The organism is Alcanivorax sp., from assembly GCF_017794965.1.
Classification (GTDB): Bacteria; Pseudomonadota; Gammaproteobacteria; order Pseudomonadales; family Alcanivoracaceae; genus Alcanivorax.
The window spans coordinates 2290563-2310841 of sequence record NZ_CP051240.1; the positions used below are offsets into that span (position 1 = coordinate 2290563).

Consider the following 20279-nt stretch of genomic DNA (forward strand, 5'->3'; position numbering starts at 1 on the left):
CTGCTGGTCCTTTCGGCTAAATAAAATTTACCTAGCCCGGAATTGGCCCTGGTAAGAAGAATACAGTATGTAATACCACCGACCAATGCCAGTAGAAAGCAAAATGCGCCGAAGGGCCAATAAAAGGATGACCCGTCGGTCACGGCTCACGTTATCATCACTGCAGCGTGTCTGGTCCGCGCAGGGTTACCGGCTGCTCTTCGCTGTCTTTCTCCTCACTCTTGCAAGCCTGCTCCATATAGCCTGTGCGCTGGTCTTCAGGCAGATTCTTTGCCTCCCAGGCCAGCACCGCCTGCATACACGTTTCCCGCTGCTCTTTGGTCAGCACACGGCCATCCGGCCATTTCCCCAGCTCCACCGCACGGCGCATGTTGTCGCAGATCTCAGGAGTCATGGAGGCAATCAAGTCTTCAAAGCTTTGGTAGGTCATGGTTTGTTCCGGTAGAAAGATGCCCCGCCGATTGGCGGAGATCGGCCCACGCCGATTTCCGCCCTACGAGAAGCAGTTGCCTGTCTTTTGAATTTCACTATTAACGATTAATTATTAACTATTCACTGCTCTTCAGTTGTTATCACCCGGCCGGGTGCTCCAGCCCAGCTTGGAGCGGCAGGCCTGATAGAAGTCATGGCCCGGGGGATGAATCAGGTGAAGGCGATGGGGCTTCTTGCGGATCACCAGCACATCATCCACTTGCAGACGAATACCCTCGGTCCCATCGCAGCTGACCAGCGGACGCACTTTTTCGGTGGTGATGTGAATCTTGATTTCCGAATCCCCGGCCACCACCAGAGGACGGCTGGTCAGGGTATGCGGGTTGAGCGGCACCAGCACCATGGCATCCAGCTTGGGGTGCATGATGGGCCCGCCACCGGAAAGCGCATAGGCGGTGGAGCCGGTGGGCGTGGAAATGATCAGACCATCGGAACGCTGGCCGTAGACAAAGTGGCCATCGATACCCAGCTCGAAATCAATCATGTGCACGCTGTCACCGGACAGCAGTACCACGTCATTGAGAGCACTCCCCTCGCCCGCCACTGTCTTGCCGCGACGAACCTCCAGGTCCAGCAGAAACCGTTTTTCGGTGGTGTATTCCCCGTCCAGCACCTGCCCCACACGGGACTCGATTTCAGAGGGAAGAATATCGGTAAGGAAGCCAAGGTGGCCGCGGTTGACCCCCAGAACCGGCACCTTGTAGCGCGCCAGGGTACGGGCGGCGCCCAGCAGACTGCCGTCACCACCGACCACGATGACCAGATCGCAGGCCTCCCCCATCTGTGCAGGGGTGGCGCCTTGCAGACCCATTTCTGGCAGGTTGTCGATGATGTTCTTGTCGAGAATGACGGTGCAATCACGGCCGTGCAGGAAGTGAATCAGCTGGCGCAGTGAATACAGCGCCTGCTCACTTTCTGAACGGGCAATCAGACCGATGTTGCGAAACTTGTCGTGAACCACAGTGATCCCGGGGCAGCGGCGGCTGCTGTCGGTTGCGGGGGCCGCTACCGTCAGCAGCGATCACCCCTGGGTCATGCTCTCGTTCAGGGTAGCAGCATTGGCATTCAGGCCGCCATCCAGGACGATCACATCCAGGCCGGCGTTTTTTAACAAAAATGCCGCGGTTGCGCTACGCCTTCCGGTATCGCAGTAGGTCACGTAGGTGCGGGAAGGGTCCAGAAGCCGGGATTTCAGGCGCAATACGTTGAGCGGCATATTGGAGGCGCCATCAAGGTGCCCCTGGTCAAACTCATCGCTGGTGCGCACATCCAGCCAACTGGCCCCCTTTGTGATGGCGTCCTGTACCTTGTCCACCGGCAGGGTATTGATGATGGGCTCACGCAGCAGGGCATCGAAATCCTTGCGGTCCAGACGCATCAGTACACCATCGGTGGCCATGGTCACGGTAGCGTTACGCGGTTTGCCGGATAGCAGCGCTTCTTCACCAAACCACTGCCCTTCTTCCAGCATGGCCACCGGGGTGGGCTCATTGTCCCCCATGCTCACGGCCACCTCGCAAACGCCTTCCTTGAGGATATAACAGCAATCGGCCGCCTCCCCCTGGCGAATGATCACATCCCCTTCCTTGTGCCGATAGGCACGCAGACGGCGAAAGATTTCCAGAATATTGGTGGGCGGTACCCGGTGAAACAGCTTGGAACGAAGCAGACGGATCATCCACTCGCGGTCGTTCTGATATGCCGAGTTGGCATTGATGTCGAGAATCACATAACCGGCGGACTGATCCCAGGAGAGGATGGTATCCAGCCGGAAACTGTCGAAGCGGACCACGCTGACTTCACCAACCGCACGAGCGGTGCTTCGCCGCGGCTGGGCGTGATCGAGAGGATGCCAGGAAGCAGAGTCACCCGCGCTGACCTGTTCGGTATTGCCATTCTCGTCAGTGAGTTCCACCTTGCCGCTCAGCAGGTAAATGGTGGTGTTATCTTCATCACCTAACGAAAAAAGCACATCACCTGACACATAGCGGCACACCTCCTGCTGATCCAGCAACCAGTCCAGCTGGTCGCCAGACAGTGCATTGACTGGCACAAACGTCTGCAAAAGGCTCTTATCAATGGATTCTCGCGCCATAACTGCCGCTCCCCGGTCTTTTTGATCACGCGCTTTCTGGTTATATCCAGACTAACTACTGCGAACTACTGCAAAAAGCCGACCACTTCCTGATTCCAGGGAACTAGTTCACAGTTTTTGTTTACCGAAACTTCAGCACATTATCGATGGCGGAGTCATTCCTGCAGTTCGGGCAACGGTTGGCATTGCGGTCTGAAACGCCGGGCTTGAACTGGTTGGGGACCTCCACACGGATCACCCGTTTGCCGCATACCTGCCCTTCCATCCCTGCGCTGACCTGACACACCGGATTTTCATAATGAGCCAGCCAGGCCCGGTAGTGATCCTCGGTCACCAGACATTTGCGCGCAGCAAAGGCCACCGGATTTTCCATATACTCGGCAATCTGCTCAGCGGGGATCGAGATATGCCCGGCCCCAGGGTGAAAGGCGATAAAGCTCAGCCCCAGATCTTCCAGCTTTTCCAGCACTTTCTGTGCCCCGGAGCTGGCTTCGCGGGTCTGGTTGCGCTTGAGTTCGGCGATCTCCTCCTTCTGCTGACTGATCAGATCGTCCCGGGTCAGCACATCCATTTCCTTGGCGTGAATCTCCTCGGACAGCTTTGCCCGCTCCTCTTCCAGGCGCTGCTCAAGTGCCAGCTTGTACTGCTCGGTAAGCACCTCCAACTCGCTGCCCTGGCTCGCACTCTGAAGCGTCTGCTCTTCCAGACTCTTGTTAAGGCTCATGACCTGGGCCTTGAGCGAATCATTCTGCTCCCGCAGGGCGCCGCTCTGGGCCTTCAGGGCCTTGAACTGGCCCAGCACCTTTTCCAGCTGGGCATTGAGGATCTCTTCTTTTTGCTGGGCCGCGTAGCGCAGCTTGCCGACCTCCTCGCTCTGGGAGTTCTCCAGTGTCTGGACCCGCAACCGCAGTTCCTTGATGATCCGCGCCAGCCGGACCCGCTCCTCATCGTCCTGTTTGCGGGTATCTTCATCATCCGGCGTGATGGTGGGGAGCACAGGAGGCGCGGCAGACGGCGCCACCGGCTCCATGTCATCGGCCACTTCCAGGCCCATCTTGGGGCCTCGCTCACGGATAAGATCCCGGATGGCGATGAAATCATTGGCACCCGGTTTCATGCCCGGATCCCACAGCTGATCCTGATGCCAGGCGACCGGACACTGACTGCGGCACGCCAGACGAATAGGACCGGCCCCCATATCAGGGCCCTGCGCGCCATGCTCGGCAAGGTGTCGCAGCGGCACGTTCCAGGTGGTATCGGCCATGCCGTCTTCGTCGAAATCGATGGTGAACAACACCAACGCCCTGACTCTCAAGTGACCATTGACCAGACAGTAGGCGCCACGGACTTCCTTATCGGCAAATTCGGGTACCCCGACCATGCCATCCAGAATGGCCTCGAAATCCGAGTAGAGCATGCTCTTGCTGATGCCCCGATGATCAAAAAACAGAATGGCTTCGGACGTCACTGCAGATGCAGACATGTGTGCCTTTCCTTTCCCTGAAATTATTTTAGTTGGCCCCTGCCCCGGGTCGACACACCCAGAAAGTGACGCCCAGAGTCAGAATGCTGCCAATTATAGTCAGCCCCGAAAATCAAAGTGTGGCCTGAATGGCTCGCAAAAAAAAGCACATTCATCAACTGCCTAGGATGCCGCAGACAGACCAGGACAACCACAACCGGGATCACGTTGTGAGACTTGAACGGGAAAATGCATCAACTGAACCCGATTCTCCTTGAAAGAGGCGCTTTCAGCTGGACAGGGATCGAGAGGAGGGGGGAGGGGAGGGAAGGATCAGACTGGAGAAAAAGACATGCCAGAAACACGTACGGGCCGAGACGGGAGGATTACAATTCCTCGCCGTCGTCTGCCCAGCCATCTTCTTCCAGCCACTCTTCCAGGCTTTCCATCATCTGGCGCTCTTCGAGGCGCTCTTCAAACAGCTCTTCCATGGTTTCTTCCTTCTATCGTTTTGCTATCGGTTTGGTCTTTTCACATGTTGTGAGAAGGATTAGACAGGGGAAACGTGACAAGTTCATTAAGAGACGCAACAGGCAGCACGCTTCACGCAACACGGGAAGATTAAAGGCAAGACAACGGCGAAAAAAAGCGGGCGTGCTGCGTGAAGCGTGGTGCGTGCAGCGTCTCCAGAAACAAAAAAGGCCCTCCTTTCGGAGAGCCTTTGATGCTGAATAGTGGCGGAGCGGACGGGACTCGAACCCGCGACCCCCGGCGTGACAGGCCGGTATTCTAACCAACTGAACTACCGCTCCACATTCCTTACGGAATTCTTCAAATTTTGGTGGGTGGTGACGGGATCGAACCGCCGACCCTCTGCTTGTAAGGCAGATGCTCTCCCAGCTGAGCTAACCACCCGCATCGCGTTGCGAAGTGGGCGCCATTTTAGGGATTGGGCCGGGGGTGTCAACGGCTTTTTTCAGAAAAATGATCGTTTGCCTACAAAATGGTCGAAACGGCTAAAAAAGGAGCAAGCTACAAGCTTCAAGCTGCAACACGGCTTATCCGCCGGTGGGTTTTCCAGGATTATCGCCGCGCTCAAGCCCGGTTCGCGGCCGCAGCCATTCTCGCCCCCCCCCGGCACCTGATCGCGTTGTAGCTTGTAGCTTGCTGCTTGTCGCTACTCTTTTTCCAGGGCCTCAATCTTCGCCTTGGCCTCTTCCAGCGTATAGCGCCCGGGCAGGTTGTCGCCGTTGGGTTTGGCGATCAGATAGTGGTGGATATCCAGGGCCCAGGTGTCACGATTGAGCTCGCCCTCTTCCAGGATGGTGTAGCCGGCTTGGCCCCAGGCCATGGCATTGCCGATCATGATTTCTCTCCGATCACCCGCGCCAGCATGATGTCGGCCAGGTCATCCAGACTGAGCGGGCCATCGCGATCGAACCAGTTGGGGGTCCAGCCGGTCATGCCGGTAAGCAGACGGCGCATGATGAAGGGGCCATCCCGGAAGGCACCCTCGGCATGCAGCGCATTGAGGGCATCCAGCCACAGCTGCTCATAAATGCTACGCAGGGCCAATGCCTTGCGCTGCTTGTCTTCGCTGAGGCAGCGCCACTCGGTCACCATCACTGTCATGGCTTCCGCGGTATCCCCCACAATCGACTGCAGCTCGGCGCGAATCAGCGCACGCAACTGCCCCTCAGCGGTGGGCTCGCCGGCCACGGCCTGCTCCAGACGGGCAGTATTGAAATGAATCACCTCTTCCATCACGGCGTAGAGGATGTCTTCCTTGCTCTTGAAGTGATGGAAGATCGAACCACTCTGGATCCCCACCGCCGCCGCAATGTCCCGCACCGTGGTCCGGTCAAACCCCTTGTCCCGAAACAGATGCGCCGCCGCGCTGAGCAGTCGCCCGCGGGGAGAATCATCAATTCCATTGATTGCCAGTGATTCAGCCATTGTTACCCTCATCAATTAAGCCGCGCATTATCCCGGTTCCAGGCGATGGGCAGCAAGGCTGGGGACGAGTTCAAAGTTGAAAGTTTAAAGTTGAAAAGCGCGGGGCGTGCCTTGCCAACCTGGCAGGCTTTGCCCGCGAACCACTTTCGCGGCGGCGCGGCTCAAGCGCGGAATGGTTGGCTCCTTATCCTCACTCGCGCCTTTCAACTTTAAACTTTGAACTTTCAACTACGCTTCTCAGCCCTTTACAAACCAAGCGCTTGCTTGGTAGCTTACGAAACCATGCTCAAACAGGCAAATGGAGCCATCATGACCGACCCGATTCGCATCGGCTGCGCCGCCGGCTTCTGGGGCGACACCAACAGTGCGGCTTTTCAGCTGGTCCACCAGACCGATATCGATTATCTGGTCTTCGACTACCTGGCCGAAGTCACCCTGTCGATCATGGCCGGGGCACGCATGAAAGACCCGAACGCCGGCTATGCCCATGACTTCGTGACCAATGTTATGGCCCCACTGGCCCGGGACATCAAGGCGAAGAAGATCAAGGTGATCAGCAACGCCGGGGGGGTGAATCCCCGTGCCTGTCGTGATGCCCTGCAGAAGGTCTTTGCCGAAGCGGGTGTTGAACTGAATATTGCCCTGGTCGAGGGCGATGATCTGAACCCCCGCCGTGGCGAGTTTGCCGATGCCACAGAGCTGGACAGCGGCGCGGCCCTGCCCCCCGTCACTCTGACCATGAATGCCTATCTGGGCGCACTGCCCATCAAGGTGGCTCTGGATGCGGGTGCCGATATTGTTCTGACAGGACGCATTGCGGATTCTGTTCTGGTGCTTGGCCCGTTGATGCACGAATTCAGCTGGGCCGATGATGACTACGACAAGCTGGCCCAGGGCTCACTGGCGGGCCATGTGATCGAATGCGGTGCCCAGTGCACCGGCGGCAATTTCACCGACTGGCGAGAGGTGCCTGACTTCCACAACATGGGCTTCCCGGTCGCCGAATGTTATGCCGATGGTCACTTTATTATCAGCAAGCCGGACAACACCGGCGGGTTGATTACCCCTGCCACGGTGGGCGAACAGATCGTCTACGAAATCGGAGACCCCCGTGCCTACCTGCTGCCCGATGTGGTCTGTGACTTTACCGGTGTACAACTGGAACAGGTGGGAGAAAACCGGGTCAGTGTCAGCGGCGCCAGAGGCCGCGCCCCCACCGACAGCTACAAGGTGTCCGCCACCTATCCAGACGGCAACAAGATCACCGCCTCCTTCCTGATGGGTGGCATCGATGCCCCCGAGAAAGGCCTGGTGGTCGCCGATGCCATCCTGAAAAAAGTCAGTGGTCTTTATCAGCAGCTGGGCATGGCACCGTTCCGGGAAACCAGCGTGGAAATCCTCGGCAGCGAAAGCACCTATGGGGATCAGCGCCAACGGCAGGACACCCGTGAGGTGGTGGTCAAGATTGCTGCGCTGCACGATGACAAGAAGGCACTGGGCCTGTTCGCCCGGGAAATTGCCCAGGCGGCCACGGGCATGGCGCCGGGTCTGTCCGGTCTGGTCGGCGGCCGGCCCAAGCCATTCCCGCGCATTCGACTGTTCTCGACACTGGTGAACAAAAGCCTCGTGCCGGTCACGGTGGATGTGAATGGAGAAACGGTGCCCGTGGCTATTCCCGCAGGTCAGCCGTTCGACGTGGAGCAACTGCCTGCCGACCCGACACTGGATCTGGCCAATGGCGATGTCACTGTGCCCCTGGTCAAGCTGGCCTGGGCGCGCAGTGGAGACAAGGGCAACCACGCCAATATCGGCGTCATTGCCCGTCAACCCGAGTACCTGCCATTTATCAATGCGGCGCTGACGGAAGCCAGCGTTGCCGATTACATGCAACACGTGCTGGATCCGAATACCGGCAGCGTCAGCCGCTGGGCCATGCCCGGCATGAATGCCTTCAATTTTCTGCTGAAAAATGCGCTGGGCGGTGGCGGCATTGCCTCCCTGCGTATCGATCCGCAGGGCAAGGCCTTCGCCCAGCAGCTGCTGGATATGCCTGTCCCCGTCAGCAAGGACATTGCTGACGAACTGCTCTGATGATTTTGATTTAGGCGTCGGACGTCAGACGACGGACGTCCGACGCTTTCAACAACAAACAAGGAAACACCATGTCATACCGCTCCGTTTTCAAACCCGACCTGTTTGCCGGCAAGAACATCATCGTCACCGGTGGAGGCTCCGGCATTGGCCGCTGTACCGCCCATGAACTGGCTTCTCTGGGTGCCCATGTGGTGTTGATTGGGCGCAAGCAGGAAAAGCTGGATGCGGTTATCGCCGAGATCGAGGAAGACGGAGGCAGCGCCATCGGTTTCTCCTGTGACATCCGCGACGAGGACGCCGTCAAGGCTACCGTGGCCGACGTCTATAAGGCGGTCACTGTTGTCCACGGTCTGGTCAACAACGCTGGCGGTCAGTTCCCTAGTCCATTGGCGTTGATCAGCCAGAAGGGTTGGGAAACCGTGGTGCGCACCAACCTCACCGGCGGCTTCCTGATGGCCCGGGAAGTATTCACCCAGGGCATGAACCAGAATGGCGGTGCCATCGTGAATATCGTGGCGGACATGTGGGGGGGCATGCCAGGCATGGGGCACTCCGGCGCAGCCCGGGCCGGCATGGTGAACTTCACCCAGACGTCCGCCTACGAATGGGGCAGCTGCGGCGTGCGGGTGAACGCCGTCGCGCCCGGCTGGATCATGTCCAGCGGCATGGACACCTACCCGGAAGGGTTCAAACAAACGCTCAAGACGCTCAAGGCCGCCGTCCCCCTGCAGCGCATGGGTAACGAATCAGAGGTGTCCGGTGCCATCTGCTTCCTGCTTAGCGATGCCGCCGCCTTTATCAGCGGCGACACCCTGCGCATTGATGGCGCAGCCAGCCAGGGCAATGTGGCGATCTTCCCGCTGCCTCCCCACGACAAGAGCCAGCCCTTCGATGGTTTCCATCGAGCCACCACCCCGGATGTATTCAAGGATCTCTGATGACTGTTATTGAATCTGCGCTGGATACCCAGAGCAAAGAATACCGCCAGAACCGTGACGCCCTGTTGGCGGCGGTGGCGGAATTCCGTGGCATTGAAAAAACGGTAATGGATGCCACCGAAAGCAAGCGGCCCAAGTTTGAAAAGCGCGGCCAGTTACTGCCCAACGAGCGCATTGCTCGGCTGCTGGATCCGGGTTCGCCGTTTCTGAGCCTGATGAACCTGGCCGGCTTCAAGATGCATGATGACAAGGACGGCACCGAGGCCGGCGGTGGCGTGATCGCCGGGATTGGCTATGTATCCGGTGTTCGTTGCCTGGTCACTGCCTCCAACTCGGCCATCAAGGGGGGCACGGTAACCCCTTCCGGGCTGCACAAGACGCTGCGCCTGCAGCGCATTGCCCTGGAAAACAAACTGCCGGTGGTCAGCCTGTCGGAATCCGGTGGCGCCAACCTGAATTACGCCGCTGACGTGTTCGTGGAAGGTGCGCGCACCTTTGCCAATCAGGCGCGCCTGTCTGCCGCAGGGGTCCCCCAGATTACCGTGGTACACGGCAACGCCACCGCCGGCGGCGCCTACCAGCCTGGTCTGTCGGACTACGTCATCGTGGTACGCAACCGCGCCAAGATGTTTCTGGCCGGCCCACCGCTTCTGAAAGCCGCTACCGGTGAAGTGGCCACCGACGAGGAACTGGGCGGCGCTGAAATGCATGCCGGCATTGCCGGCACCGCCGAATACCTGGTGGAAAACGATGCCGACGGCATTCGTCAGGCCCGTGAGCTGATGAAGATGCTGGGCTGGCAGCGCGCCGCAGAACCCGCTCCTGCTCACCAGGCGCCCGCCTACGACCCGGAAGAACTGCTCGGCGTGATCCCGGCGGATTCCAAAAAACCCTACGACGTGCGCGAAGTGATCGCCCGCGTCGTCGACGGCTCGGAATTTCTGGATTTCAAGAGTGAATGGGACAACGCCACCGTGTGTGGCTGGAGCACCATTGAGGGCAAACCGGTGGGCATCATCGGCAACAACGGCCCTATTACGCCCCGGGGTGCCGCCAAGGCCGCCCAGTTTATCCAGCTGTGCGACCAGACCCGCCGCCCTCTACTGTTTCTTCACAACACCACCGGCTTCATGGTGGGTACCGATGCGGAACAGAACGGCGTGATCAAACACGGCTCCAAGATGCTGCAGGCGGTAGCCAACGCCCGGGTAGCGAAGATTTCAGTGGTCATCGGCGGCTCCTATGGCGCTGGCAATTACGCCATGTGTGGTCGCGGCCTGGATCCGCGTTTCATCTTCGCCTGGCCTAATTCAAAAGTGGCCGTCATGGGCGGTCAACAGGCTGGTACCGTGCTGCGCATCGTGGCCGAAGCCAAACAGCGAGCCTCCGGCATTGAACCCGATGAAAAGGTGCTCGACATGCTACAGCAATCCACCGCCCAAAAACTGGACAGCCAGTCCACTGCCCTCTACGGCACGGCCCGGCTGTGGGACGACGGCATCATCGATCCCAGGGACACCCGCAAGGTTGTCGCCTACGCCCTGGACGTCTGCGCCGACGCCGACCAGCGGCAGCTGCATCCGAATGCGTTTGGCATCGCGAGACTGTAGAGGCAGTTAACAGTGAATAGTGAACAGTTAACAGCAAAACCCCGTCCCTGCCAGCCATGGCGGTTTTGAATTAGCTATTCACTGTTAACTATTAACTGTTCACTCAACCACCAAATTCATAAACAACGACAGATCAAGAAGCGCTCGGCAAACCGAGCCAAACAACAGGACGCTTCCAATGATTTTCACTCAGGAACACGAAGAACTTCGCCGTACCGTCCGCAATTTTGTGGAAAAAGAACTGAATCCCCACGTGCGTGAATGGGAGGACGCCGGGCGTTTTCCGATTCATGAGGTGTTCAAGAAAATGGGGGATCTGGGTCTGCTGGGGGTGACCAAGCCCGAAGAGTTTGGCGGCATGGGGCTGGATTATTCCTACGGCCTGGTCATGAGTGAAGAGATGGGCCGGGTTCACTGCGGCGGCGTGCCATTGGCAGTGGGTGTTCAGACTGACATGGCCACACCAGCACTTGCTCGCTTTGGTAGTGACGAACTGCGCCGTGACTACCTGGCGCCGGCCATCGCCGGCGACATGGTGGCGTCCATCGCTGTGTCAGAACCCCATGCTGGCTCCGATGTGGCCAACACCCGCACCAGCGCCAAAAAAGACGGCGATGACTATGTGATCAACGGCACCAAGATGTGGATCACCAACTCCCCCAGTGCCGACTTCTTCTGCCTGCTGGCCTGCACCTCTGATGACAAGCCGCACATGAACAAGTCACTGATCGTGGTCCCCCGGGATGCCGCCGGCATTACCGTGGACAAGCCGCTGAACAAGCTGGGCATGCGCTCTTCTGAAACCGCACAGGTCTTCTTCGACAACGTGCGCGTGCCGCAACGCAACCTGATTGGTCAGGAAGGCATGGGCTTCATGATGCAGATGATGCAGTTCCAGGAAGAGCGCCTGTTCGCCGCCGCCAACAGCCTGATGGGTATGCAGCATGTGATCGATGAAACCATCGCCTATGCGAAGGACCGCGAGATCTTCGGCATGCCGCTGATCGACAACCAAAGTGTCCATTTCCGTCTCGCCGAACTACAGACCGACCTGGAAGCGCTGCGTGCCCTCACCTACCGTGCCTGCGAAATGTATGTGGGCGGCAAGGATGTGCTGCAGCTGGCCTCCATGGCCAAACTGAAAGTGGGCCGCCTGAGCCGCGAAGTGGCCGACAGCTGCCTGCAGTACTGGGGTGGCAACGGCTTCATGTGGGAAAACCCCGCCGGCCAGCTTTACCGTGACGGACGTCTTGGTTCCATCGGCGGCGGCGCTGATGAAGTGATGCTCGGGATTATCTGCAAGACCATGGACATTCTGCCGGGCAAAAAGAAATAAGAGTCCAAAGTTTAAAGTTGAAAGTTTAAAAGCGCGCTGATGGCCGTGCCACACGAGCAATGTCGTGCCCGCGCATACACGCCGAAGCGCGGCTCAGCGGAATGTCATGAGGCAAAGAATCTGGTCCGCGTTTCAACTTTGAACTTTTAACTTTCAACTCGCTTTTCGCGTCTCAAGCGGCGCTCCTGCAGCGGCTCTGTAGAGAGGATTTTATGGCATTACCCACAACCGAAACACTCAACCTCAGCCTGGACGGCCCAGTGCTGCACGTGACCCTGAACCGCCCCGACAGCCGTAACGCCATGAGCCTGACCATGGTCAACGAGCTGCTGGCGGTGTTTGAGGCGGTGAAAGATGAAGCGGAAGTTCGCGCCATCGTGTTGCGAGGGGCCGGTGGGCACTTCTGTGCCGGAGGCGATATCAAGGATATGGCCGGGGCCCGTCAGCAGGCCGCCGCCGGGGGCGGTGACGCCTATGTGTCCCTGAATCGACGTTTCGGCGAAATGATTACCGCCGCCAATCAGCAACCCCAGGTGGTGATCACCGTGCTGGAAGGCGCGGTGCTGGGCGGCGGTTTCGGGCTGGCCTGTATTTCCGATGTGGCACTTGCCCATAGCGAGGCTACCTTTGGTCTGCCAGAGACCGGCCTGGGCGTGATCCCCGCGCAAATCGCCCCCTTCGTGGTGGAACGCATCGGTCTGACCCAGGCACGCCGGCTGGCGTTGACCGGGGTGCGCTTCAAGGGCGAAGAGGCCCTGCGTCTCGGCATTGTCCATGAAGTCGCCAATGACGAGACTTCACTTGAAGCCGCTCTAGCCAACACCCTCAAGGCGGTGCGCCGCTGTGCGCCCCATGCCAACCGCGTGACCAAGGCGCTGGTTCTCAAGGTGGGCCATGAAGCCATGGATACCCTGCTCGATCAGGCCGCCGTGGATTTCGCCGCCGCCGTCAACGGCGAGGAAGGCCAGGAGGGCACCATGGCCTTCGTGCAAAAACGTCCGGCAAGCTGGAATCAATAGGTGTAGGGCGGAAATGGGCGTCAGCCCATCTCCGCCATGAACAAATCAGTTCGAGCCAATCACAAGGCCATGTCGGAGATGGGCTGACGCCCATTTCCGACCTACGCGGCTAAAGATTAAACCGGGTTGCCGGTAAGGAAACACAATGAGCTTTGAAAAAATCCTGATTGCCAACCGCGGTGAAATTGCCTGCCGGGTTATCCATACCGCCCAGTCGCTGGGTTACCGGACGGTGGCCGTGTATTCCGAGCCGGATGCCGACGCACGGCATGTGCAGCTGGCTGACGAAGCAGTCTGCATTGGCCCTGCCCTTGCCAGTGCGTCTTACCTGAACATGGAGGCCCTGCTTGAGGCCTGCCAGAACACCGGGGCCGATGCGGTGCATCCGGGTTACGGTTTCCTGTCAGAAAATGCTGGCTTCGCCAGGGCCTGCCAGGAAGCAGGCATCACCTTCATCGGCCCGGATGAAGATGCCATTCACCTGATGGGCTCCAAGCGGTTATCAAAGATCGCCATGATTGAGGCGGGAGTGCCCTGTATCCCCGGCTATGAAGGCGAAGACCAGAGTGACGAAACGCTGCTGAAAGAAGCACAACGAATCGGCCTGCCACTGATGATCAAGGCCAGTGCTGGCGGTGGCGGCCGTGGCATGCGGGTGGTGACCGACGCAGACGAGATCACGGCCCAGCTCAAGAGCGCCCGCCAGGAAGCCGCCAGTGCCTTTGGCAGTGATGAACTGATTCTGGAACGGGCGGTGATGGAACCCCGACATGTGGAGATACAGGTCTTTGGTGACCGCCATGGCAATGTCATCCATCTGGGCGAGCGCGACTGCTCGGTGCAGCGCCGACACCAGAAGGTGGTGGAAGAAGCGCCCTCTCCGGCCGTCAACGAAGCGCTGCGTCAACAAATGGGCGAGGCCGCCGTGAATGCCGCCAAGGCCTGCAACTACGTAGGCGCAGGTACGGTAGAGTTCTTGCTCGCCCCCAGCGGCGAATTCTTTTTCCTGGAAATGAATACCCGGCTCCAGGTGGAGCACCCGGTGACCGAACTGGTCACCGGACAGGATCTGGTCGCCTGGCAGATCAAGGTGGCACGTGGCGAGCCCCTGCCTCTCACCCAGGAGCAGGTTCGCCTCAGCGGTCATGCCATGGAAGTACGGCTCTATGCCGAAGACCCGGCGCAGAACTACATGCCCCAGACCGGCCCGGTGCTTCAGTGGCAGCCGGCTACTGGTGATGGCGTCCGCATTGATCACGGCCTGGTCGAAGGCCAGGAAATCGGCAGCCACTACGACCCCATGCTGGCCAAGATCATCGCCTGGGGGGACAGCCGTGAAGATGCCCGCCGTCGGTTGCTCCGTGCCGTGGAAGACACCGGTCTGATGGGCGTGCGGGACAATCGCCAGTACCTGGCCGCCATCCTTCGCCACCCGGTGTTTGCCAGCGGCGATGCCACCACCGCCTTTATCGGCAATGATTTTGCCAATGACCCTTGCCTCACGGGTGCCGATTTGCCCGATAGCCTCTGGGCACTGGCTGCCATGCTGATCAGTCGCCAACACAGTGCCCACCCGGCACTGGCCGGCTGGCACTCCAGCTCGGTGGGGCATCAGCCATTACAACTTGGCTGCCAGGACGAGGAAAGGGCTGTCAGTCTGTACTATTCACAAGACCATATCGCCGTCACCCTGGGAGACAGCACTGTTCGACTGGCTCACACCTGCCAGGGGCGCATCAGCGTGGACGGCATTACCCGGGAATACCAGATGTTCCAGCAGGAGGGACAGCTGTGGCTGCGATTCATGGGCCACACCGCCTGCTTCGAGGATCGTACCCATGCGGCCGTGGGCGGCGCCGATCAGGCCGGCTCCGGGCAGATACGGGCGCCCATGGATGGCGCCATCGTGGAAGTGCAGGTGCAGGCCGGCGACGCCGTCAGCAAGGGCCAGGTGCTGGTCACCCTGGAAGCCATGAAAATGGAGCACAGCCTCAAGGCGGACTGCGACGGCGTGGTGGAATCCCTGTCGCTGAAAGCTGGTGATCAGGTCAAACGCCAGCAGTTACTGGTTAACCTGACGCCCACAGACAGCGCCTCGGCCAATGCATCATAATGGCTGAAATTGCCATCGTGCATTTTGGGCCAAAACCTGCCAGCCCACGTATTTCGCGGGCTGGCAAGGGGCACTCAGCTTGCCCTGCCCTGGTGCTACGGTTAAGGTAAGCGCCCCGCTTGCCAATTTCAGGGCCTGACCGAGACGTCAGGGGAGATCACCATTTTGCCCGCCTTGATTAGGGCAAGGCCTCCCCCTTGAACCTCTCCGGCCTTTCCAAGAACACACATAACATGGAGCTCCCATGAGCAGCGCAGACATCATTACGTTGCCCCAGATCCTGTCCCGGGTTCCCGAACTGGTTTCCAATCTCCCCGCCATGATCAAGGGTTCCCGGATGGCGAAGACCACCGATACCAACAAACCGCTTGGTCTGGGTGTTGCCATCGAGCATGCCACCAGCATCAACCCCAACGGCGCCGCGGTGCTCTATGAGGACACCGAGCTGACCTACAAGCAGTTCAACGCCTGGGCCAACCGTATTGCTGACTATCTGGCGTCCATTGGCCTGAAAAAGGGCGACACCATTGCGGTCAACATCGAGAACCGCCCGGAGTTGCTGGCCACCGTGGTTGGCTGTGCCAAGCTGGGCATCTGTGCCGCCCTGATCAACACCTCGCAACGCGGCAAGGTGCTGGTTCACTCCTTCAACCTGGTCAATCCCAAGGCCGCCATCGTTGGCGCTGAACTGGTGGAGTCCATTGAAGAGGTACGCGCTGATCTGGATCTGAAGGACAACTACTTCTACTTTGCCGATCAGGACACCCTGGAAAACCCGGGTGATGCCCCCGAGGGCTACAAGAACCTGGCCAGCGAAATCAAGGATTGTTCCAGCGAGAATCCTGCCTCCACCCGCCAGACTTTCCTGAAAGACCCGCTGTTCTACATTTACACCTCCGGCACCACTGGCCTGCCCAAAGCGGTCGTGTTCAACCACGGTCGCTGGGAAAAAGCCTACGGCGGCTTTGGCTTCTCTGCAGTTCGCCTTGGCAAGAACGACCGTATCTACACCACCCTTCCCTTCTACCATGCAACCGGCATGGTGGTCTGCTGGGCTTCCGCCATTGCCAACGCGGGCTCTCTGGTAATCGCACGGAAATTCTCCGCCAGCGGCTTCTGGGAAGATATCCGTCGCTACAACTGCACCGCCTTTGGCTATGTGGGTGAGCTGTGCCGCTACCTGCATGAGCAGCCGGAGAAGCCCAACGACCAGGACAACCAGGTGCATACCATTGTTGGCAACGGCCTGCGTCCAAGCATCTGGAAGGACTTCAAACAGCGTTTCGGCATCGACCGTGTGGTTGAGCTGTATGCCTCTTCTGAAGGCAACGTGGCGTTCTCCAATGTGTTCAATTTCGACAACACCGTGGGGTTCTCTCCGGTGAGCTATGCCATCGTCAAGTACGACAAGGAACGCGAAGAGCCGGTACGCAACAGCAACGGCAATATGATCAAGGTGAAGCGTGGTGAAGCGGGGCTGATGCTCGGTGAGATCACCGACAAGACCCCCTTCGATGGTTACACCGATCCGGAAAAGACCGAGAAGTCCATCTTCCGTGATGTATTCAAGAAAGGTGACGCCTGGTTCAACACTGGCGACATGATGCGCGACATCGGCTTCCGTCACGCCCAGTTTGTGGACCGCCTCGGCGACACCTTCCGCTGGAAAGGCGAGAACGTGTCCACCACCGAAGTGGAACAGATTCTGGATGGCTACGATGGTATTCAGGAATCCGTGGTCTACGGTGTGGAAATCCCCAACACCAATGGCCGTGCCGGCATGGCCCAGGTTCGCCTGACCTGCTCCCATGAAGAGTTTGACTACCCGGGTCTGTGTGCTTATCTGAAGCAAGAGCTGCCGCCCTATGCGATTCCGGTATTCCTGCGCATCAACGAGCAGGAAATGGAAACCACGGGCACCTTCAAGCACCAGAAGAACAAGCTGAAAGAGCAAAAGTACGATCTGACCCAGCAGGACAACCCCGTGTATGTCCTTCTGCCCGGTGAGAGCTGCTACCAGCGCCTGGACGAAGAAACCCAGAAAGGCATTGATGGCGGCGCGTACCGTTTCTAAGGCACGCTGCACACATCACGCCTGAGGCAATACGCCAGGGCGCATAAAAGGCCGTCCCCGGCAACGGGGGCGGCTTTTTTTTGGCTCTTCGCGGATTTGAGGGAAAGTTAAGCGGCCTGGTCGAAGGTCGGACGTCAGAAGTCTGACGCCCAAATCAAACCCCGGGTTTGCAGTCATGCTGTTCATTTAGGTCGTGATTTTAGTTTTTTGTGGGAGCGTGCTCGCACGCGAAGCCTTTATTTCAGAGCGCGCCATTCGCGTGCAAGCACGCTCCCACAGAGACCTTGAGCTTAAGTGAACAGCATTGCGGGTTTGCAGTGCTTGTGAGCGTAGTGGCAGGTGCATTGCGCAAGAGCTTGGGGGCTGCCTGTTTTCTGTCTTTTGCGTCAGACGTCCGACTTCAGACGTCTGACCAATCTGCTTTCCCGCTAATCCGCGATGAACCTTTTTTTGTTGCCCGCTTTGCGGGCGCAGCAAGCATCATGCTTCACGCAACATGCTGAAGCCGAAATCGGGAGAAGCCGCACTGTGGGAGCGGGCTTGCGGGCCAAATGGTTTTGGTGAAGGTTGGGAAAGGCTTCGTTTGCAGGCAAACTCCCACAGCGGACAGCGGCACCCGTGGAAGCACTCTGTGCCCTTCAGGGTATGCCTGCATTTCACTGTCGCGGGGCAATCGCCTGCAGGCAGGCTCCTACCGAGAGAGGGTACGACACCTTTCATCTTTTCGTGGTGCGTGAAACCTGATGCATTCGCGAAGTATCGTAGGGTGGAAATGCCTCAGGGCATCTCCGCCACAGAGACCACGGCGGAGACAGGCCTTCGCCTGTTTCCGCCCTACGGCGCCCTTGCCACAGAGCAAACACCCTTGTTCGAGATCTGCCAAGAACCGTTCTCTGTAACCTCTGTGGAAAATAGCGCCTTTAGTCTTTTCGCGTGGGGCATGTTGCCTGGAGCGTGCTGCGGCCGCAGAGCGGCAACAAAAAAAGCCCGCCATAAAGGCGGGCAGCTGTCACTTGCGTCGAGGAAATCACGGCCGGGGTAACGCGGTGAAGCGCACCCGGCCTTATTATTTTAGAACTTGTGTTCCATACCGATACCGAAGATGGTCTCTTCAGTGTCAGCTACGTCGAACTCAAGCTGGGTACCGTAAGCGTAGACCTTGCTGGCTTTGGCCAGTTTGTAGTCTGCACCCAGGCTCACCTGAGTCACTTCTTCTTCAGACACATCACCTTCGGTCATGCCGTACTGGGCTTTCAGCTTCACGCGATCAATCTTGAAGGCAGCGCTGGCCACAACGGAATCTTCTTCGCCATCACCTTCAGTTTCTTCAGCCATCTGGTACAGCAGGCCCAGTTCCAGGTTGCCCGGCTTCAGACCAACCGCGGCGCGGGTGATATCGATTGCGGGGCTAACGCCAGTCTCGTCAGATACCAGCTCGTCTTCCATGTCAGCATCGTGAGAGAGTGCACCGAAGAACATGTCTTTTTCAGCCACCAGAGAGATGGACAGGGTATCAGCCAGGCCAGTTTCAGCTTCGCCGTCACCGTCCAGATCATCGCCTTCAGCGGGGATGAAAGCAGCGTTCAGGGTCAGCATGTCAGCCAGTTTCGGAGTGCTGTACTGGATGATGTTGGAAGCACGGTTTTCACCGGACAGGATGTTCTTGATATCACCGCCGATATCGTTGAACTGGTCGATCTTGCCCTGGGCTTTCTTGGTGGGAGTATCGAATTTACCCACTTTCAGGGTACCGAAACCGCCTTTCAAACCACCGTAGATGTTACGCTGGGTGATGGTCTGGCCACTCTTGTCGCCGTCATCAACGTTGATTTCGAACTCAGCCTGGTAGATGGCTTTCAGGCCAGCAACGTCCAGGTCAAAATCGCCTTTCACGCCCAGACGGGAAGCATTGCTGTTCAGTTCCCACTGGTCTTCGCTCGGGTTAACACCATCATCGAACTCAGCGTTCTCAAGGGATACGTTTACTTTACCGTAAACGGTCGGACCGTCAGCCAGAGCAACAACAGGCATGGCAACGGCAGCCCCCACAGCGATCGCAAGCAAATTCTTCTTCATTCCAACACTCCTTCAATCAGGCAATATGTAATTGGCAAAGCAACAGTGAGACTGATGCCTTGTCTTTAAAGCATCGCTTAACTGCTTGGCTGCGCAGTATGGGGAGTAGTAATGACGGAAAAGTTGCTCTTATATGAAGTTTTTATTTCAGAGGAACAAGCACGGGTAAATACGGGTCAATCTGCAGTTTTTTTCGCTGCTTTCCAGGCCGCCTCCAGGGCCTCAGACCCCAGAGAATTCAAGGGCTGCGGCTGATTCCGTTCCATTGCGCGGAAACGCCGTTCAAACTTGGCGGTGGATTTTCGCAGTGCCTGTTCAGGATCGATTTTCAGGTGCCGGGAGAGGTTGACCAGGGTAAATATGACATCGCCAAGTTCATCTTCGATGGCCGCTTTGTGACCGTTCTGCAGCGCCTCATCCAGTTCCGCCAGCTCCAGATTCACCTGTCCACGCACCGGGTCAGTCTCCGGCCAGTCAAACCCCACCCGGGCGGCCTTCTTCTGGACCTTGGCGGCACGCTGCAGCGCTGGCAGGCCTGCAGGAACACCATCCAGAGCACTGTCATGGTCTCGTCCCTTGGCAGCCCGCTCCTGCTGCTTGATCTGCTCCCAATTGGCTTTCACCGCCTGCTCGTCTGCGGCCGGATCATCGGCAAACACATGGGGGTGGCGACGAACCATCTTGTCGCACAACACCTGAACCACATCATTAAAATCGAACAGCCCCTGCTCCCGGGCCATCTGGGAGTGGAACACCACCTGCAACAGCAGGTCACCCAGCTCCTCCTTCAACTCCGGGTAATCCCGCTGCGCAATCGCCTCCGCCACCTCAAAAGCTTCTTCAATGGTGTAGGGAGCAATGGAATCAAAGTCCTGCTTGATATCCCACGGGCAGCCAGACTCGGGGTCGCGGAGGCGGGCCATGATGGAGAGCAGTTTGGAAATCGGGGAGTCAGACATAGCAGTGAACAGTTAACAGTGAATAGTGAGCAGCGGCGCGGTCACCCGCCGTTCA

At 58.4% G+C, this 20279-nt stretch carries 15 protein-coding genes and 2 tRNA genes; 7 read left to right on the forward strand and 10 right to left on the reverse strand.

What is annotated here, in order from left to right; genetic code table 11:
- Window positions 1–157: 157 nt before the first annotated feature.
- The 8 genes from HF945_RS10095 to HF945_RS10130 form a co-directional block, all read right to left on the reverse strand.
- Window positions 158–430, reverse strand: a complete 273-nt coding sequence (locus tag HF945_RS10095; RefSeq protein WP_290522486.1) for a DUF1315 family protein — start codon at window positions 428–430, stop codon at window positions 158–160.
- A 132-nt stretch (window positions 431–562) separates the two neighbouring features.
- Window positions 563–1453, reverse strand: coding sequence for an NAD(+) kinase (locus HF945_RS10100; RefSeq protein WP_290522487.1), 891 nt, complete (start codon window positions 1451–1453; stop codon window positions 563–565).
- A 60-nt stretch (window positions 1454–1513) separates the two neighbouring features.
- On the reverse strand, window positions 1514–2587 hold the full coding sequence (locus tag HF945_RS10105; RefSeq protein WP_290522488.1) for a cyclic nucleotide-binding domain-containing protein: 1074 nt from the start codon (window positions 2585–2587) through the stop codon (window positions 1514–1516).
- A gap of 121 nt (window positions 2588–2708) precedes the next feature.
- Complete coding sequence (locus tag HF945_RS10110) at window positions 2709–4070, reverse strand: hypothetical protein (protein ID WP_290522489.1); 1362 nt, start codon at window positions 4068–4070, stop codon at window positions 2709–2711.
- Window positions 4071–4784: 714 nt separating this feature from the next.
- A tRNA-Asp gene (locus HF945_RS10115) sits at window positions 4785–4861 on the reverse strand.
- A 27-nt stretch (window positions 4862–4888) separates the two neighbouring features.
- Window positions 4889–4964: transfer RNA gene (locus HF945_RS10120), tRNA-Val, on the reverse strand.
- Between the two features lie 262 nt (window positions 4965–5226).
- Entirely contained in the window at window positions 5227–5415 is a 189-nt protein-coding gene (locus tag HF945_RS10125) for a hypothetical protein (RefSeq protein WP_290522490.1), read from the reverse strand.
- Window positions 5412–6005, reverse strand: a complete 594-nt coding sequence (locus HF945_RS10130; RefSeq protein ID WP_290522491.1) for a TetR/AcrR family transcriptional regulator — start codon at window positions 6003–6005, stop codon at window positions 5412–5414. The genes HF945_RS10125 and HF945_RS10130 overlap by 4 nt, the downstream gene beginning before the upstream one ends.
- A gap of 309 nt (window positions 6006–6314) precedes the next feature.
- Between HF945_RS10130 and HF945_RS10135 the strand changes: the two genes are divergently transcribed.
- The 7 genes from HF945_RS10135 (at window position 6315) to HF945_RS10165 (ending at window position 17189) form a co-directional block, all read left to right on the forward strand.
- The gene (locus HF945_RS10135; RefSeq protein ID WP_290522492.1) at window positions 6315–8096 is read left to right on the forward strand and encodes an acyclic terpene utilization AtuA family protein; all 1782 of its coding nucleotides are present in this window, start codon (window positions 6315–6317) and stop codon (window positions 8094–8096) included.
- A 71-nt stretch (window positions 8097–8167) separates the two neighbouring features.
- Window positions 8168–9037: an SDR family oxidoreductase gene (locus HF945_RS10140; RefSeq protein WP_290522493.1), complete on the forward strand. Its 870-nt coding sequence runs from the start codon at window positions 8168–8170 to the stop codon at window positions 9035–9037.
- Entirely contained in the window at window positions 9037–10647 is a 1611-nt protein-coding gene (locus HF945_RS10145; RefSeq protein WP_290522494.1) for an acyl-CoA carboxylase subunit beta, read from the forward strand. The genes HF945_RS10140 and HF945_RS10145 overlap by 1 nt, the downstream gene beginning before the upstream one ends.
- Before the next feature lie 178 nt (window positions 10648–10825).
- Complete coding sequence (locus HF945_RS10150; protein ID WP_290522495.1) at window positions 10826–11983, forward strand: acyl-CoA dehydrogenase family protein; 1158 nt, start codon at window positions 10826–10828, stop codon at window positions 11981–11983.
- Window positions 11984–12195: 212 nt separating this feature from the next.
- Window positions 12196–13002: an enoyl-CoA hydratase-related protein gene (locus tag HF945_RS10155; RefSeq protein WP_290522496.1), complete on the forward strand. Its 807-nt coding sequence runs from the start codon at window positions 12196–12198 to the stop codon at window positions 13000–13002.
- A gap of 145 nt (window positions 13003–13147) precedes the next feature.
- Complete coding sequence (locus HF945_RS10160; RefSeq protein WP_290522497.1) at window positions 13148–15115, forward strand: acetyl/propionyl/methylcrotonyl-CoA carboxylase subunit alpha; 1968 nt, start codon at window positions 13148–13150, stop codon at window positions 15113–15115.
- A 244-nt stretch (window positions 15116–15359) separates the two neighbouring features.
- Window positions 15360–17189: a long-chain-acyl-CoA synthetase gene (locus HF945_RS10165; protein WP_290522498.1), complete on the forward strand. Its 1830-nt coding sequence runs from the start codon at window positions 15360–15362 to the stop codon at window positions 17187–17189.
- Between the two features lie 1071 nt (window positions 17190–18260).
- On the opposite strand, the gene HF945_RS10170 is transcribed toward HF945_RS10165, so the two are convergent.
- Both HF945_RS10170 and mazG read right to left on the reverse strand, forming a co-directional pair.
- Window positions 18261–19265, reverse strand: coding sequence for a porin (locus tag HF945_RS10170; protein ID WP_290522499.1), 1005 nt, complete (start codon window positions 19263–19265; stop codon window positions 18261–18263).
- A 176-nt stretch (window positions 19266–19441) separates the two neighbouring features.
- Window positions 19442–20224, reverse strand: coding sequence for a nucleoside triphosphate pyrophosphohydrolase (gene mazG / locus HF945_RS10175; RefSeq protein ID WP_290522500.1), 783 nt, complete (start codon window positions 20222–20224; stop codon window positions 19442–19444).
- Window positions 20225–20279 lie beyond the last annotated feature (55 nt).